Source organism: Actinoplanes sp. NPDC051411, assembly GCF_040682075.1.
Lineage (GTDB): Bacteria > Actinomycetota > Actinomycetes > Mycobacteriales > Micromonosporaceae > Actinoplanes.
In genome coordinates, this window is record NZ_JBFBAD010000196.1 from 1 (window position 1) to 15,016 (window position 15,016).

Annotated in this window: 15 protein-coding genes; 6 read left to right on the top strand and 9 right to left on the bottom strand. The window is 71.3% G+C overall.

The window, feature by feature from the left end; all coding sequences use genetic code 11:
* From AB0M88_RS49880 to AB0M88_RS49900, 5 genes are all read right to left on the bottom strand, one after another.
* Window positions 1-1,028 (bottom strand): hypothetical protein (locus AB0M88_RS49880; protein WP_364114770.1); only part of this gene is annotated, 1,028 nt, incomplete at its 3' end.
* A 20-nt stretch (window positions 1,029-1,048) separates the two neighbouring features.
* On the bottom strand, window positions 1,049-2,203 hold the full coding sequence (locus AB0M88_RS49885; RefSeq protein ID WP_364114772.1) for a hypothetical protein: 1,155 nt from the start codon (window positions 2,201-2,203) through the stop codon (window positions 1,049-1,051).
* Between the two features lie 131 nt (window positions 2,204-2,334).
* A complete protein-coding gene (locus AB0M88_RS49890) occupies window positions 2,335-3,831 on the bottom strand; it encodes an IMP dehydrogenase (RefSeq protein ID WP_364114774.1) in 1,497 nt (498 codons plus the stop codon).
* A gap of 64 nt (window positions 3,832-3,895) precedes the next feature.
* A complete protein-coding gene (locus tag AB0M88_RS49895; RefSeq protein ID WP_364114776.1) occupies window positions 3,896-5,611 on the bottom strand; it encodes a glycoside hydrolase family 3 N-terminal domain-containing protein in 1,716 nt (571 codons plus the stop codon).
* A 73-nt stretch (window positions 5,612-5,684) separates the two neighbouring features.
* Window positions 5,685-6,176 carry a DUF3145 domain-containing protein gene (locus AB0M88_RS49900; protein WP_364114778.1) on the bottom strand — a complete coding sequence of 164 codons (492 nt, stop codon included), beginning with the start codon at window positions 6,174-6,176 and terminating at the stop codon, window positions 5,685-5,687.
* A 234-nt stretch (window positions 6,177-6,410) separates the two neighbouring features.
* Between AB0M88_RS49900 and AB0M88_RS49905 the strand changes: the two genes are divergently transcribed.
* Entirely contained in the window at window positions 6,411-6,737 is a 327-nt protein-coding gene (locus AB0M88_RS49905) for a hypothetical protein (RefSeq protein ID WP_364114780.1), read from the top strand.
* Window positions 6,738-6,862: 125 nt separating this feature from the next.
* Here the strand turns inward: AB0M88_RS49905 and AB0M88_RS49910 are convergent, their stop codons facing one another.
* Window positions 6,863-7,483, bottom strand: coding sequence for a carbonic anhydrase (locus tag AB0M88_RS49910; protein ID WP_364114782.1), 621 nt, complete (start codon window positions 7,481-7,483; stop codon window positions 6,863-6,865).
* A 194-nt stretch (window positions 7,484-7,677) separates the two neighbouring features.
* Here AB0M88_RS49910 and AB0M88_RS49915 point away from each other — a divergent pair, with 194 nt between their 5' ends.
* A complete protein-coding gene (locus AB0M88_RS49915) occupies window positions 7,678-8,637 on the top strand; it encodes an alpha/beta hydrolase (protein WP_364114784.1) in 960 nt (319 codons plus the stop codon).
* On the opposite strand, the gene AB0M88_RS49920 is transcribed toward AB0M88_RS49915, so the two are convergent.
* A complete protein-coding gene (locus AB0M88_RS49920) occupies window positions 8,634-9,086 on the bottom strand; it encodes an SRPBCC family protein (protein WP_364114786.1) in 453 nt (150 codons plus the stop codon). The genes AB0M88_RS49915 and AB0M88_RS49920 overlap by 4 nt on opposite strands.
* Window positions 9,083-9,421, bottom strand: a complete 339-nt coding sequence (locus AB0M88_RS49925; protein ID WP_364114788.1) for a metalloregulator ArsR/SmtB family transcription factor — start codon at window positions 9,419-9,421, stop codon at window positions 9,083-9,085. The genes AB0M88_RS49920 and AB0M88_RS49925 overlap by 4 nt, the downstream gene beginning before the upstream one ends.
* Window positions 9,422-9,568: 147 nt before the next feature.
* On the opposite strand from AB0M88_RS49925, the gene AB0M88_RS49930 reads away from it, so the two are divergent.
* Window positions 9,569-11,689, top strand: a complete 2,121-nt coding sequence (locus tag AB0M88_RS49930) for an AAA family ATPase (protein ID WP_364114790.1) — start codon at window positions 9,569-9,571, stop codon at window positions 11,687-11,689.
* A gap of 4 nt (window positions 11,690-11,693) precedes the next feature.
* Here AB0M88_RS49930 and AB0M88_RS49935 read toward each other — a convergent pair whose 3' ends face one another.
* Complete coding sequence (locus tag AB0M88_RS49935; protein WP_364114791.1) at window positions 11,694-12,608, bottom strand: superoxide dismutase; 915 nt, start codon at window positions 12,606-12,608, stop codon at window positions 11,694-11,696.
* Between the two features lie 154 nt (window positions 12,609-12,762).
* Here AB0M88_RS49935 and AB0M88_RS49940 point away from each other — a divergent pair, with 154 nt between their 5' ends.
* The 3 genes from AB0M88_RS49940 to AB0M88_RS49950 all read left to right on the top strand — a co-directional run bounded on the left by AB0M88_RS49940 (window position 12,763) and on the right by AB0M88_RS49950 (window position 14,975).
* Window positions 12,763-13,092 carry a hypothetical protein gene (locus tag AB0M88_RS49940; RefSeq protein ID WP_364114793.1) on the top strand — a complete coding sequence of 110 codons (330 nt, stop codon included), beginning with the start codon at window positions 12,763-12,765 and terminating at the stop codon, window positions 13,090-13,092.
* Between the two features lie 105 nt (window positions 13,093-13,197).
* Entirely contained in the window at window positions 13,198-14,130 is a 933-nt protein-coding gene (locus AB0M88_RS49945; RefSeq protein ID WP_364114795.1) for a PfkB family carbohydrate kinase, read from the top strand.
* Window positions 14,127-14,975, top strand: a complete 849-nt coding sequence (locus AB0M88_RS49950) for a 5'/3'-nucleotidase SurE (RefSeq protein WP_364114797.1) — start codon at window positions 14,127-14,129, stop codon at window positions 14,973-14,975. The genes AB0M88_RS49945 and AB0M88_RS49950 overlap by 4 nt, the downstream gene beginning before the upstream one ends.
* Window positions 14,976-15,016: the final 41 nt, after the last annotated feature.

Consider the following 15,016-nt stretch of genomic DNA (forward strand, 5'->3'; position numbering starts at 1 on the left):
GACGGGTGCGGCGCGGACGGGTGCGGCGCGGACGGGTGCGGCGCGGACGGGTGCGGCGCGGACGGGTGCGGCGCGGACGGGTGCGGCGCGGACGGATCCGGCGCGGCGGGGTGAGGTGCGGCCGGCGGACCAGGGGTCGGTGACGCCCACGGGTTGGGTGCGGCCGGGGTGCCACCCCAGGTCGCCGGGTCGCCGCCCCAGGACCCGGGACCCGCGGGGCCGGACGGCGCGGCCGGCCCCGAGGGCGCTGGGGGCTGGTCGGCCGGGGCGCCCAGGTCGTACACCGGAAGCTCCTGGCCGAACGCCGCCGTGAGCGGCACGTCGAGCCCCTGGACCGCGGCCTCCGCGCCCTCGCGCACCGCCGCGTGGACGGCCTCGCGCATCGCGCGTACGCGTTCCGTGCGCAACATCTGGTTGACCGCACCGGCCCGGCCGGCGAAACCACCGGCCAGGTCCTTGAGGAAGTGGCCCAGGATGGTGGCTCCGCGCCGGCGGCGCCACATCGTCCAGCCCGTGTAGAGGCTGGTGCCGTAGGGGAAGACCGTGACGAAGACGGTGTAGGACCGCTCGGTGATCACCAGGCGGTTGTTGACCACCTCGCGGCCGAGGACGTCGCTGCGGACCCGCTCGGCGAACGTCTCGACCGGGATGCCGCGGCCGCGCAGGGTGCCGTAGACGGCGGCGTAGGTCGAGTCGGCGGCGGCGAAGCGGTCCTCGATCAGGGTTTTCCACTCGGCGATCGGCTCGTCGACGCGCGCGCCCAGCAGGACCAGCCAGAACGCGACGAAGCTGAGCACCGAGCCGGCCAGGAGCAGCCCGGAACCCGGGAGGCCGGTGTCGAACGGGCCGGTGTCGGAGAAGGCGTACACGATCGCGAACAGTACGAAGAACACGACCGACACCAGGAACGACGCCACGAACGCCCAGACGAACAGGCGCACCAGCGTGGTGAGGGGCACCCCCTCGTCGAGCCCGATCTCGACCGGGCGGTATCTGAGGGTCTGCATCCGGTAAGCGATGTCGCTCACGAAAGCCTCCAGTGGAAGGATCAGCCGACCAGGGACACCTGGATCCCGGTGGCGGTCTGTGTGGCGCTGCCGTTGACGGTGAAGTCCGAGTCACCGCTCTCGTGGCGCTGGTCGCCGGCGACCCCGGTGTACGACACGTCCCAGTGCACCTTGCCGCCCGGCCCGCCGACCGCGACCACGACACCGAACAGGCTCGGCGTGACCTGCGCGTCGACCGTCGGGTAGGCGTTGACCGTCCACCGCACGGCGGTCGGGGTGCCCGGGATGTTGAGCCCGAACGGGCAGCCCTGCGGCAACGCCTGCCCGCCGGTCGCGCAGGCGTCGATCGCCGCCCGGACCTGCTTCTGGATCTCGGCCAGGGCGCCCGGGGCGAGGGTCGGCGTGCCGAGGTCGATCGGCGCGAGCGGCAGGTTGGGCCCGGGCCGCAGCGTCGAGGTGGCCTGACTGCCGCCGAGCAGCTGGTTGGCGGCGGCGACCGCGTGGTAGCCGCCCGGGAAGGCGAGGGTGTTGAGCTGCTGGCCGCCGAGCGCGACGCCGTTGACCGTGACCTTGCGCCCGGCCGCGTTGGCGACCGCCACCTCGATGAACGGCGACTGGATCAGATAGGCGCCGTTGCTGTGCAGCACGACCAGCGTCTCCTGCACCGGGGTTCCGCCCGCCCGGAAGTTGACCTTCACCGAGCGGGCGTCGACCGGGGCTCCCTCGATCGCCGCGACCGCGCCGACATGGACGGCGCTCGGCCGGGCCGCAGTCTCGGTCAGCCCGGCGTCGCTGAGCAGCGGGTAACGGTCGGCGGTGAACTGGGCGGACGAGTTGACGTAGCGCAACGCCCGCGCGGCGTGGCCGCCGGAGAGCGCGGCGAAGTAGTCGCGGACCGTTCCGGCCGCTCCGGGCCGGGTCAGGCGGACCGTCGCCGCGGCCACTCCCCCGCCGATCAGCAGGATGAGGACGACTCCGATGGCGACGAGAGGCCGCCACCCGAGCCGGCGCGGGCCGGGAGGGCCGGCGGTCAGCGTGGGGCCGGCCGTCATGATCGGGGCCGGCGGCTCCACGGCGGCCGGTGGGGGCGGCGTGATCAGCGGCATCCCGCAGTAGGGACAGGACAGCGGGCCGGGGGCGACCGGCCCACCACATCGGAAGCAGAGACCGGTCACGGCCGCACCCGGCGCGCTCATCCTGTCGACCCCTCCGACGACTACCCCGCGTTGCCCCGGCCGTTTTCACGGCGAGTGAGGCGAACGCTACCGGAGCCCACCGGCCGGGCCCCGGTCATCCAGCGGATTACCCTCCCACACATCGACGAGCGTCAGGACGCCGAGGGGCGGTCCCGCAACTGGACCTCGGCCGTGTTCTGCACGAAGCTCTGTTCGGACACCGGCACCAGCACCGCCCGGTCGTGGAAGTCGGGCAGGGTGGTCGCCCCGCAACTGATCAAAGTGGCCTTGATCTTGGCGATCGTCGTGTCCACGTTGTCGTAGAGGCTGCCCGCCCACGGCACGTAACCGTCCACGCCCTCCTCGAACGCCAGCTTCGACCCGCCGCCGTGCTCGTAGCGGGAGACGTTGCGGGCCCGCGCCGAGCCTTCGCCCCAGTACTCCTTGTAGAACTGCCCGCCGACCCGCACCAGCGGGGCCGGGCTCTCGTCGAAGCGGGCGAAGTAGCGGCCCAGCATCACGAAGTCGGCGCCGAAGGCGAACGCCATCGCCATGTGCGAATCGACGAGCAGGCCACCGTCGCAACACACCGGGACGTAGATCCCGGTCTCCTTCGCGTACGCGTCGCGGGCGGCCACCACGTCGGCCAGTGCCGACGCCTGGCCCCGTCCGATGCCCTTCTGGTCGCGGGTGATGCAGATCGACCCGCCGCCGATGCCGACCTTGACGAAGTCGGCGCCCGCCTCGGCGAGGTAGCGGAAGGCCCGCCCGTCGACCACGTTGCCGGCCCCGATGCGCACCGAGTCGGCGTACCGCGAGCGGACGAACGCCAGCGTCTCCGCCTGCCAGACGCTGTAGCCGTCGGACGAGTCGATGCAGAGCAGGTCGGCACCGGCCTCGACCAGGGCCGGGATGCGCTCGCGGTAGTCGTGGGTGTTGACCCCGGCGCCGACCCGGAACCGCTTCTCGCCGTCGATCGACTCGTTGCGAAACCGCTTGTGCAGCTCGTAGTCGCGGCGCAGCACGATCGAGCGGAGCAGCCCGGCGTCGTCGACGATCGGCAGCACGTCGAGCCGGTGGTCCCAGATCAGCGTGTTGGCCTCGGAGAGCGAGACCGTCGGCGGCGCGGTGACCAGGTCGGTGGCCGGGCGCATGCGCGACTCGACGCTGTCGTTGAGGTCGTGCCGCCGCGGGTGGAAGTCGCCGGTCGAGATCAGCCCGAGGAACTGCCCGTGCGCGCTGCCGTCGTCCGTCACGACCGCGACGTCGCGTTCGGCCGATTCGAGCAGCGCCGTGACCTCGCCCAGCGTCGCGCTCGGCTTGATGTTGATGTCGGAGAACCGGAAGCCGGCCTTGTGCCGCTTCACCGCGGCGACCATCTCGGCCTGGGCCTCGACGGACTGGTTCTGGTGGATGAAGCTGAGCCCGCCGCACTGGGCGAGCGCGATCGCCAGCCGGGGCGACGAGACCGCGCCCATGATCGCGCTGGTGAGCGGCGTGGCCACCCGGATGGGCGACTGTTCGCCGACCCGGTGCCGCACCAGCGGCACGCTGAGGTCGACGTTTTCTCCGACGCAGTCGGCGGTGGTGAGATCGGGAACGAGCAGGAACTCGTTGAGCGTTCGCGACACTTCGTCGAGGATCTTCACGATTCTCCTGAGACAGTGGGCCGGACGAGAATAAAGGGACGAAACTACCATCCGGCCGTTTACTTCAGGAGCAGGCGGTGCGGGGCAGGCCGGCCACGGCGACCGGCGACCTTCCGGTCGCCTTCGCCTTGCCCGCGAGCACGGCGGCCAGGGCTTTCAGCGAAAGCTTGCTCGACGAGTACGAGGCGAGAAGGGTCCCCGACTTCGCCCGCGAGAGCAGGTAGGGCGTGTCCATCATCACGGTCACGTCCGCGTTGGCATCCAGGTCGCTCAGCTTGTCGCCGTACCCCACGAGCCGGATGACCGCGCCGCCGGCGCCGATCTTGATGCCCTCGTCCTGCAGCGCCTTGGTCAGGTTGTCGCGGGCGGTGGCCCGGACCGCCTCGGTGCTGACCGTGACCGGCCCGGTGACCAGCGGTCCGTCGCATTTCCCGCGCAGCACCGTGATCGAGGCGGCGTCGAGCGCGGCGACCGCCTGCACATGGGCGGGCGTGTTCACCGTGGACAGGTCGGGCCGCTTCCGCTCGGCGGCCCGGAAGTTGAGGGTCAGGATGCGGGTGACCGCCTCGACCAGGCGCGACTTCTTCAGCGAGCCGTCCTTGAGCGCGGCCACGATGCCGTCGCGGGCGGCGCCGATGTCGGGCGGCATGAGCAGCATGTCGTTTCCCGCGTTGAGCGCGCGGACCGCCGCCTCTCCGGCCGGCCACTTCATCGCCGGCGGCATGTTCATCGCGTCGGTGATCGCGACGCCGGTGAACTTGAGCTGTCCGCGCAGCACATCGGTCATGACCTTGTGGGAGAAGGTGGCCGCCACGCCCTTGTCGAGCGACGGCACGTCGAGGTGGCCGGACATGACCACGCCCGCGCCGGCCTTGATGCCGGCCTGGAAGGGCGGAAGGTCCTGCCTGGTCCAGGCGTCGTGGCTCTGGGCGACCACCGGCAGCGTCTCGTGGCTGTCCCCACTGGTGTGCCCGTGGCCCGGGAAATGCTTGAGACCGGCCGTGATGCCGGCGCTCTGCAGGCCGTCGACCGCGGCCGTGACCTGGGCCGCGTTGGCCTTCGCGTCGCCGCCGAACGAACGCGAGCCGATCACCGTGTTGGCCGGCGGCCCGAGCGTGTCGGCGTCGGGTGCGAAGTCGACGGTCAGGCCCATCGCCGCCAGTTCCTCCCCCGCGGCGTGCCATGCCGCCTCGGTGAGCCGCGGCTGGCCGGCCGCACCGGCCGCCATCGCCGCCGGCAGCAGGGTCACGCCGTTGGTGACCCGCGTGACCACGCCGTATTCCTGATCGGTGCCGATCATCATCGGGGCACCCCCGGGTAATGCCCGGGCGGCCGCTTGCAGGCCGTCGGTCAGCGCGCGGACCTGTTTCGGATCGTCGACGTTGGTCGTCGGGTTGGTCGTGCTGGTCGGGTCGGCCGCGCTGAAGCTGACCAGGATCAGGCCGCCGAGGTGATATTTGGCGACCATCTCGGCGGGAGTGTCCACCCCGGCCAGCTTCTGGTTGCCGGCCTTGGACGCGGCGTCGACCGTGGTCGCCGAGTTGCCGTAGGCGTAGGGCACGAGCACCTCGCCGGCCAGGTCGGCGTCGCTCATCGCGGCGACCGCCCGGGCCGCCAGGGCGGCCGGGTCACCGGTCAGGGGCGCGGCCGAGGCCGGGGTCGGGGTCACGAACGACGGCTGGGAATCGGCCCGCGACGGTTCGTCCGGGCTGCACGCCGCGGCCAGGAGAAGAAACGGTACGGCGGGGAGCACGCGCAGGGTCCGATTCACGCGGGTCATCGAACCAGTCCCGCGCCAGCCCTTCAACCGGGCCTGTGGATAACCCAGCTCTTCAACCGGGCCTGCGGAAAACTCAGCCGACCCGGGTCAGGAGCGTGACGGGGGCGCCGTCGCCGGCGTAGCGGTAAGGCTCGAGCTCGGCGTCCCAGGCCGTGCCGAGCGCCTTCTCGAGGGCATGCGAAAGAGCCTCCGGCGCCCGCGCGGAGGCCATGATGGCGCGCAGCCGGTCCTCGCCGAGCTGGATGTCCCCCGAAGCGCCCATGATCCCGTGGAAGAGTCCGCGGCCGGGGACGTGCATGAAGCGCTCGCCGTCCATGCCCGGACTGGGTTCCTCGGTTACCTCGAAACGGATCATGGGCCACTGCCGGAGGGCAGCAGCCAGCTCGGCGCCAGTACCGGCCCGACCGGTCCAGCTGCATTCGGCCCGCCGCGCGCCGGGATCAACCGGCTGGGCGGTCCACTGCAGGTTGACCGGCGCGGTCAGTACGCGCGCGATCGCCCACTCGACGTGCTGGCACACGGCAAGTGGGGTCGAGTGGACGTATACGACGCCACACGTTGGCACGGTGACCTCCCGGAGACCGAGGTGCGTCTTCCCCTACGACCTCGACCGCGGTTGATCGTGTCCCATGATGCCGGTTGGTACGGATGGTGCGCCAGAGAATCGGCAACATCGACATCGGGACGACCGTAGTGGCACGTCCTGTTCAACGGCTGGACCTGCTCGTACGGCACGGTCACCCAGCCGTCGTGTAGAGTTGCACCGGCCATTTTTCTGCTTTCTCCAAGGAGTACCGCCGTGGCGAGCAACACCTCGAAGACCGCCCGCGCATCAGTCCGCGCCGGCCAGGGCACGGGCGGAGCGCTCAGCGTGCTCGGTGAGTACAAGTACCTCATCCCGCTCGCCAATGGCCGCTTCGCATACGTGCGCAACCTGACCAACGGCAAGACCCTGCACCTCAAGACCGACTCCGAGGCCTTCGTCGAGGAGATCCGGGCTCTCTCGGCGGCCGGTCACGGCGCCAAGATCCGGGCCGAGATCGAGGCCCTCGAGGCCGCCAACCCGCAGCACGGCTGGTCGGCTACCGAGAAGCGCCTCGTCGACGCGGGTGTCTTCGAGGGCTGAGCGGATTTTCCAGGGCGCCCCCGTGAACGGGGGCGCCTTTTTGCATTCTCTGAAGATCATCACACTGAGATCATCCGGGCAGGATCGTCGCTTAAAATCCCATTCCGGACTTTTTACCACGCGCCTCAGGGGTGCAGTTCGACCAGACCGGTGTCGAGGTCGTACGAGGCGCCGGCGATCTTGACCCGGCCGGCGGCGATCGCGGCCGCCACGCCCTCCTTCGCGCGGAGCCGGCCGACCGTACGCCGCACGTGCGCCCGCATCGCCTGCTCGGCGACGTCCGGGCTGCCGATCCCGACCTCCTCGACCGCGGGCGCGATCTCGTCGATCAGGTAGCCGATGTCGCCGCCCGGCCGCTGCCCGGCCAGCAGCGCCTCGATCGTGCCCTGCACCGCGCCGCAGCGCTTGTGACCGAGCACCATGATCAGCGGCACGCCGAGCTTGTCGACCGCGAAGTCGACCGAGCCGAGCACGGCCCGGTCGAGCACGTGCGCGCCGGAGCGGATCACGCAGATCGAGCCGAACGTCTGGTCGAAGATCGCCTCGAGCGGTACCCGTGAATCGATGCAGCCCAGCACGACGGCGTGCGGCTGCTGGCTGGCCGAGGAGGCGGCGGCCGCCGAGACGCGGTGGCCGTGCTCGGGGCGGCCTCCGACGAAGCGCTTGTTTCCGGCCATCAGTTCGGCCAGGGCTTCCTCGGCGTCGGTGATCGGGGGTTCCAGCGGGGCGGACGGATCCGTCGTCATGCTCGAATTCTCGTCGAGTTCGCCCCGGTGAACAGCGAGTGCGAGGTAAGTCACGCGGAGCACCCGGTGATCTTCGCCCGGTAGACGGGTGGCAATAGCCGTGATCGCGAGTAATGCTTATTACGCGCGGGTATTGCGGGGCACCTATGGGAGCCCCCGGCAGCGCGGGGCCCCTGCCAGGAGCGGAGGTGCGCGTGTCCGAGCGATCGGAGCTGACTCTCGCCGACGGGATCCGGTTGCGCGTCGACGCGTACGGGCCGGCCGACGCCGGAGTGACCGTGGTCCTGCTGCACGGCTGGTGCCTCGACCGGCGCACCTGGCACCACCAGATCGCGGCGCTGGGCGCGATGTCGCCCCGGCCGCGGGTGATCGCCTTCGACACGCGCGGGCACGGCCGGTCGGACGCGACCGGACTTCCCTCGGCCACCCTCGGCCAGCTCGGCGACGACCTGGCCGAGGTGCTGCGGCACTACGCGGCGCGCGGCCCGGTGGTGCTGGCCGGCCACTCGATGGGCGGCATGGCGATCATGGAGTACGCGTACCGGCACCCGGTGGACTTCGCCGAGCGCGTGTCCGGCCTGCTTTTCGTCTCGACGTCCGCCGAGGGCCACACCCACACCCGCTACGGCCTCACCCCGCGCCTGGCCACCCTGATGCGGGCGGGCGAGCTGCTGGGCGCCGGCGTGCTGGCCCGCTCCGGCCCGTGGCGCCCGCACCGGGCGGTGCTGCCGGCCCTGCGCCCGGCGCTGCGCTGGCTGCTCTTCGGGGACCAGTACGACGACGACGCGCTCGGGATCACGATTCGGGGCGTCGGCCGGGCCTCGCTGCGCTCGATCGGCGGCTTCCGCTCCTCGATCGGCAGCCAGCAGCGGCTCGGCACGCTCGCCGCGCTGGGCGACGTGCCGGCCGCGGTGCTGGTCGGCGACCGTGACCGGCTGACCCCGCCGCCGTGCGCCGAGTCGATCGCGGGAGCCCTGCCCGGTGCCGGTCTGACCGTCTTCCCGGGGGCCGGCCACATGCTGTTGCTGGAGCGGCCGGCCGAGGTCTCGGAGGCGCTGGTCGCGATCACCGAGCGGGCGGCGCGCAGCACCCCGGCCGAGCGCAAGCGGCGAGCCCGGCGGGCCCGGCGAGCCGGATGGGACCGAGCCGCCTAAAGGGTGGCGTCGAGCGCGTTCATCAGGTCCTCGGTGCCCTGGCGGCGCTGGGCCGGGTTGTCGAGCCCGTCCAGATAGACGCCCTGCTCGGTGAGGACGAAGTCGGTGCCGCCGCCCTGGCCCGGCCGCATCTCCAGCGTCGCCACCGAGACGGAGATGCGCTGCCCGTTCATGGTCATCTCGTACGTGTAGACGATCCGCTCGTCCGGCACGATGTCGGTGTACGTCACGTGGTACCCGAACCGCGTGCCGTCGTCCTGGACGAACACCACGCTCTCCCGCCCGCCCTCGCGGAACTCGAAGACCTCGTCCTCGTGCTTCATGTCCGGCCCGCCGAACCACTTGGCCTTGGCGTTCTGGTCGGCGAACGCGTTGAAGACCCGGCCCGGTGCGGCCTTGAAGTGGCGGTCGATCACGAAGGTGTCGTGGACGCTGGAACGTTCCGTCATTGTTCTTCTCCCTCAGTCTCGTCGAGAAATTCGTCCAGGCGGTCGAGGCGGTCGGCCCACCGCGTCCGCCGGTCGGCGATCCACTGTTCGGCCTGCTGCAGGACGGCCGGCTCGAGCCGGCAGGTGCGCACCCGCCCGACCTTCTGCGACCGCACGAGCCCGCTCTCCTCCAGCACCCGCAGGTGCTGCAGCACCGCGGGCAGCGACATGGTCAGCGGCTCGGCCAGCTCCTTGACCGAGGCCGGGCCGCGGCTGAGCCGTTCGACCATCGCCCGCCGGCTGCCGTCGGAGAGAGCGGCGTAGACGGAGTCGAGCCGGCCCGAATAGTTAAGCACTCGCTTAACCTTTCGCACCGACCCGGAGTTGTCAAGAGGTCGCCCCGCGTCGACGGCACTGGCGCGGCCGGAGTAGGTTCGATTGCTCCCTTTAACCGGGAGCCGCTTCCGGCAGCGGGAGCCATTACGGGAGAGAAAGCAACGGACTTGAGCGACGCCACCATCCTCCAGCAGGAGATAGCGGTCGAACAGGAGCACGTGAAACGGGTCTACACCCGGCTCGCCGAGCTCCGCCGGGACGCCTCCCGCGCCGAGAAGGAGGGCTACCAACTGGCCGGCGTCGGCACGTTCGGCGCCCTCGTCGAGCGCGATGCCATGGTTTTCCACGCCGCCCGCCGCCGGCACGCGCTCGACACGGAATACGAGGGGCTCGTCTTCGGGCGCCTCGACCTGAAGACCGGCGCGACCCACTACGTCGGCCGCATGGGCATCCGTGACGAGGCGTCCCAGCCCCTGGTCGTCGACTGGCGGGCACCGGCGGCGGCCGCGTTCTACCGGGCCACCCCGGCCGAGCCGCTCGGCGTGGTGCGCCGCCGCATGATCCAGTCGAGCCGGGAGAAGGTCACCGGCATCGAGGACGACCTGCTCGACCCCGAGGCCGCACCGCCCGGCATGCGGGTGGTCGGCGACGGCGCGCTGCTGGCCAGCCTCTCCAAGGCGACCGGACACGGCATGCGCGACATCGTCGCGACGATCCAGCGCGAGCAGGACGAGGCGATCCGTTCCGCCGCCTCCGGCGTCACCGTGGTGACCGGCGGCCCGGGCACCGGCAAGACCGCGGTCGCCCTGCACCGCGCGGCCTACCTGCTGTATTCCGACCGCAACCGGTTCGCCGGCGGCGGCATCCTGGTGGTCGGCCCGTCGGGTGTCTTCGTCGAATACATCGCGACCGTGCTGCCCTCCCTGGGCGAGGACACGGCGACGCTGCGGTCGCTGGGCACGCTGATGTCCGGTTACGACGCGACCCGGGTCGACCCGGGCGACGTCGCGGCGATCAAGGGCTCGCTGCGCATGCGGCGGGTGCTCGAACGGGCCTCGCACGACGCGGTGCCCGGCGGCCCGACCGAGCTGCGCCTGCTCTACCGGGGGACGCTGCTGCGGCTCGACGCGGCCGGTCTCGACAAGATCCGGCGCAAGGCGCTGCCGCGGGGCGCCCGGCGCAACGAGATGCGCGGCCACGGCTTCGACGGGGTCTTCGACGCGCTCTGGGCCCAGGTCCGCCAGCTCAAGGTCACCGGACTGCCGGAGAAGGCCGACTTCGAGGCCGAACTGGCCGATCGCGGCGACTTCCGCGAATTCCTCAAGGCGTGGTGGCCACGGTTCACCCCGATGCGCGTGCTGCGCTGGCTGGCCGATCCGGCGCGCCTGCGGGCGTACGCCAACGGCCTGCTGTCCCGGGAAGAGATCGCGACCCTGCAGGGGTCTTTCGACGCCTTGGCGTCGCAGGGTCCGACGATCGCCGATGTGGCGCTGCTCGACGAGCTCGACGAGATGATGGGCCGGCCGCGGCGGCCGGCCAGGAAGTCCAAGAACCCGTTCCACGTACGCGACGGTGTGCAGGAGGTCAGCACCTACGCCGACCGTCAGCAGGCCGCCCGGGCCCAGGTGCAGCGCGACGACGACTACCGCGACTACGCGCACGTCGTGGTCGACGAGTCGCAGGACGTCTCGCCGATGCAGTGGCGCATGATCGGCCGCCGCGGGGCGTACGCGTCGTGGACGATCGTCGGCGACCCGGCCCAGACCGCGTGGGTGGGCGACCCGGCCGAGCTGGACCGGGCCCGCGACCGCGCGCTCGGCTCCCGCAAGCGCACCAGCTACGCGCTGACCACCAACTACCGCAACTCGGCCGAGATCTTCGAGGTGGCCGCCTCGGTGATCCGCACGATCATGCCCGACCTGCCGCTGCCCCGCGCGGTGCGCAGCACCGGGGTCGACCCGGTCGACGTGGTCACCGACGCCGCGGCACTGCCCGAGATGGTGCGCGAGCTGGCCGAGAAGCAGCTGAGCGATGTCGACGGCACGATCGGCGTGATCACCCCGGTGCCGCGGCGCGACGAGATCGCGGCCTGGGTGGAGGGCCTGCCCGAGCGGGTCCAGGTGGTCACCGCGCTGGAGGCCAAGGGCATGGAATACGACGCGGTCGTGCTGGTCGAGCCGGGCGCCCTGACCAAGGACCGCTCCGGCATCCGCACGCTCTACGTCGCGCTCTCCCGGGCGACGCAGCGGCTGACCACGATCGGCACCGACCCGGGGTGGCACCCCTGAGGGATCACGGGATGGCCAGGCTCACCGCGTCGTAGGTCGTGGTGGGTGTGGCCGTCGTGGTGAGGCGCGCGTTGGGCAGATAGAAGCGGGTGCCCCACTGGGCGATCGTGGTCGGCACGTCGAAGCGGATGTCCTTGGTGCGGGACTGGACGGCACCCCGGTCGGCGTCCTTGTTCATCTTGATCTTGGTGATCGAGTTGTCGCGGTTCTGCACCACGTAGAGCAGGTTGCCGCGCAGCAGCATGCCGTCGCCGTAGAGCAGCGACTCGCCGCCGAGGTCGACGGCGCTGCTGCGGCCGTTGAGGCTGACCCGGAAGAGCTTGCCGGTGTTGGACTGCACGACGAGCAGGTGGCGCCCGTCCGGGGCGGCGACGATCCCGTTGGCATTGGTGCCGGCCTGATCCCGGAACGACCCGGTCAGCGGCACCGCGATCGCCGCGTCGGGCAGTTCGCCGTCGGCGCCCAGTGGCAGCTTGAAGAGCACCGGGTTGGCCGAGTCGGTGAACCAGGCCGCGGTTTTGGTCAGCACCACGTCGTTGATGAACGCGGTGCCGGTCCGCAGCCGGTAGGTCTTCAGCACCCGGCCGGTCGCGGTGTCGATCACCCGGGCGTCACCTCCGGTGCCGCCGGCCACGAACAGCCGGCCCCGGTCATCCAGCTTCAAACCCAGGGAAGGCGTTCCGGTTCCGGCGCTGAGCAGCGCATTCTTTCCCGTACGCAGGTTGACCTTGAGAATGTCGCCGTTGCCCCGGGAGCCGAGGTACGCGTACGGCTCCGTGCCGATCGCGATCCCCTCGGGTTGGAAGCCGTCGGGCAGGCGCAGGGTGTCCGGCGCGGCGGCGAGGACCGGCCGGCCTCCGGTGGTGAGGGTCAGCGCGGTGACGATGACGATCGTGAAGAGATGTCGGAACAGGGTCATACCGAGATTTCATCCGCCCGCCGACCGAGGGGCGCCCCAGTTGCGCAAACTAGGTGTGGCGATCACCACTCCGCACGGTGCACCCTGATCACATCGGTCACCAGGTGCGTCGACCTCCGTCCTGATCTCGGCGCCATCCCTACGCTTGGTGGCCATGCACACACGGAGGGAAAGCAAGATGGCCGTCATCCACCAGCCCCGGGTCGCCTGGGACGGCGCTCGCGCCATCGTCCGGGCGGCCGGCAGCGCACACTACGAGGGCTTCGCCAACCACGTGCTGCAACAACTCGGCAGTGGGGTCTACGGCGACTTCGCCGACACCCGGCAACGGCTGCTCACGGCGTACGTCGAGACGGGCGGCGACCGCTACGTCGCGGACGTCGAGGCCGGCAAGTGGCGGGTGCGCCTGGAAGACCTGCTCCGCGAGCGCCCGGAACTCAGCGTGGTGATCCTCCAACTGACCTCGGAGGCGTTCGAGCTCTGATCGGCCCTCTTCCGGCGGGCTGGGCCCAAAGGGTCCGCCCGTCGGAATGACGCCTGTTTGGCGGAAGCGGCCCGCGACTTACGGCTAAAGGCCACAATGTCGGATATGAGTGACGCTCGGGTCATGGTCTTCGCACCCGCCCCACAACTCACGGTCACCATCGAGCAGCAGCACGATGATCCGGAACTGCACGTCCACCCGGGCGGCCAGGGCATCTGGCAGACCCGCATGATCACTTCGCTCGGGGCCGAGGTGATTCTCTGCGCCGCGGTCGGCGGCGAGGTCGGGCGCGTACTCAAGCCCCTGCTCGACTTCAAGGGCGTCACCCTGCGCACCGTCCCCCGCGAGACCGGCAGCGGCTGGTACGTCCACGACCGCCGCGACGGCACCCGCCAGGAGATCGCCGAGCGGCCGGGCACCCCGCTCACCCGGCACGAGCTGGACGAGCTCTACAACCTGGCGCTGGCCGAGGGCCTGCGGGCCGGCATCGCGGTGCTCAGCGGGCCCGCCCACCCGTCGGTGATCCGGGCCGACGTCTACAACCGTCTTGCCGGCGACCTGCGGGCCAACGGCTGCAAGGTGATCGCCGACCTGTGCGGCAAGCACCTGCAGGCCGTGCTCGAGGCCGGCCTCGACGTGGTCAAGATCAGCCACGAGGAGCTGATCGCGGACGGGCTCGCCGCCGACGACTCCGACGAGCAGCTGTCCGGCGCCCTGGTCCAGCTGCACGAGAACGGCGCCGAGGCGGTGCTCGTCTCCCGCGCCCACAACGGGGCGCTGGCCCTGTTCAACGAGGAGATCTACCGCGTCGGCGTCCCCAAGCTGACCAGCGCCGACCACCGCGGGGCCGGCGACTCGATGACCGCGGGTGTCGCGGCCGTGCTCGCCCGGGGCGGCGACATGAGCCAGGCGGTCCGCACCGGGGCCGCCGCGGGCTCCCTCAACGTCACCCGGCACGGGCTCGGCACGGGCCACCTGGACGCGGTCCAGGTGCTCACCGAGCGGGTTCAGCTCACCCCGATCAAGAAGGCGCGATGACAACCAGTCTGAGAATCCTGGTCACCAACGACGACGGCATCGACTCCCCTGGCCTGCGCTGGCTGGCCCGGGCCGCCGCCCGCGAGGGACACGACGTCGTGGTCGCGGCGCCGGTGACCGAGGCGAGCGGCAGCAGCGCGGCGATGACCGCGATCGAGGAACACGGCAAGATCATTCTGCACAAGCGGGAGCTCACCGGGGCCAAGCACATCCCGGCGTACGCGGTGGCCGCCTCGCCCGCCTACATCGTGCTGCTGGCGCTGCGGGAGGCGTTCGGGCCGACCCCGGACATGGTGCTGTCCGGCATCAACCGGGGCGCCAACGCCGGGTCGGCGGTCGTGCACTCGGGGACGGTCGGCGCCACGCTCACCGGGTCGTACGCCGGGCTGCACGGGCTGGCGGTGTCGCTGGACGTGCTGTCACCGCGCCAGTCGTCGTCGCGCAGCGGAGGGGCGGCGATCAGCGCGATCGACCACGAACTGGACGAGAAGCGGCACTGGGGCAGCGCGGCCGAGCTGGCGGTGCGGCTGATCCCGACACTGCGGCACACCGCGACCGGAACCGTCTTCAACCTCAACGTGCCCGACCTGCATCTCGACGGGATCCGCGGGCTGCGGCGGGCGGCGCTGGCCCAGTTCGGGCAGGTGCAGATGAGCATCGCCGAGGCGGGCGAGGGCTTCGTGCGGACGGCCGTCCAGGCGGCCGACGAGACCCTCGAGCCGGACACCGACCTGGCCGCCCTGGCCGAACACTTCGCCGTGGTCACACCGATCAGAGCCCCGGTCGAGGCGGCCGACGTGCGCTTCAGTCTGGAGACCATCAAGGTCCAGTCCCCAGCTCTGTGAGAACGGCCCAACGCGTACAGAAAGGCGCCCGGCGGAACCCC

Coding starts and splice junctions, on each gene's coding strand:
- AB0M88_RS49895 (WP_364114776.1), bottom strand. CDS start 5,611: ATGACCCGCGTGAATCGGACCCTGCGCGTGCTCCCCGCCGTACCGTTT.
- AB0M88_RS49885 (WP_364114772.1), bottom strand. CDS start 2,203: ATGAGCGCGCCGGGTGCGGCCGTGACCGGTCTCTGCTTCCGATGTGGT.
- AB0M88_RS49920 (WP_364114786.1), bottom strand. CDS start 9,086: ATGACGGAACGTTCCAGCGTCCACGACACCTTCGTGATCGACCGCCAC.
- AB0M88_RS49950 (WP_364114797.1), top strand. CDS start 14,127: ATGACAACCAGTCTGAGAATCCTGGTCACCAACGACGACGGCATCGAC.
- AB0M88_RS49910 (WP_364114782.1), bottom strand. CDS start 7,483: ATGACGACGGATCCGTCCGCCCCGCTGGAACCCCCGATCACCGACGCC.
- AB0M88_RS49945 (WP_364114795.1), top strand. CDS start 13,198: ATGAGTGACGCTCGGGTCATGGTCTTCGCACCCGCCCCACAACTCACG.
- AB0M88_RS49935 (WP_364114791.1), bottom strand. CDS start 12,608: ATGACCCTGTTCCGACATCTCTTCACGATCGTCATCGTCACCGCGCTG.
- AB0M88_RS49940 (WP_364114793.1), top strand. CDS start 12,763: ATGCACACACGGAGGGAAAGCAAGATGGCCGTCATCCACCAGCCCCGG.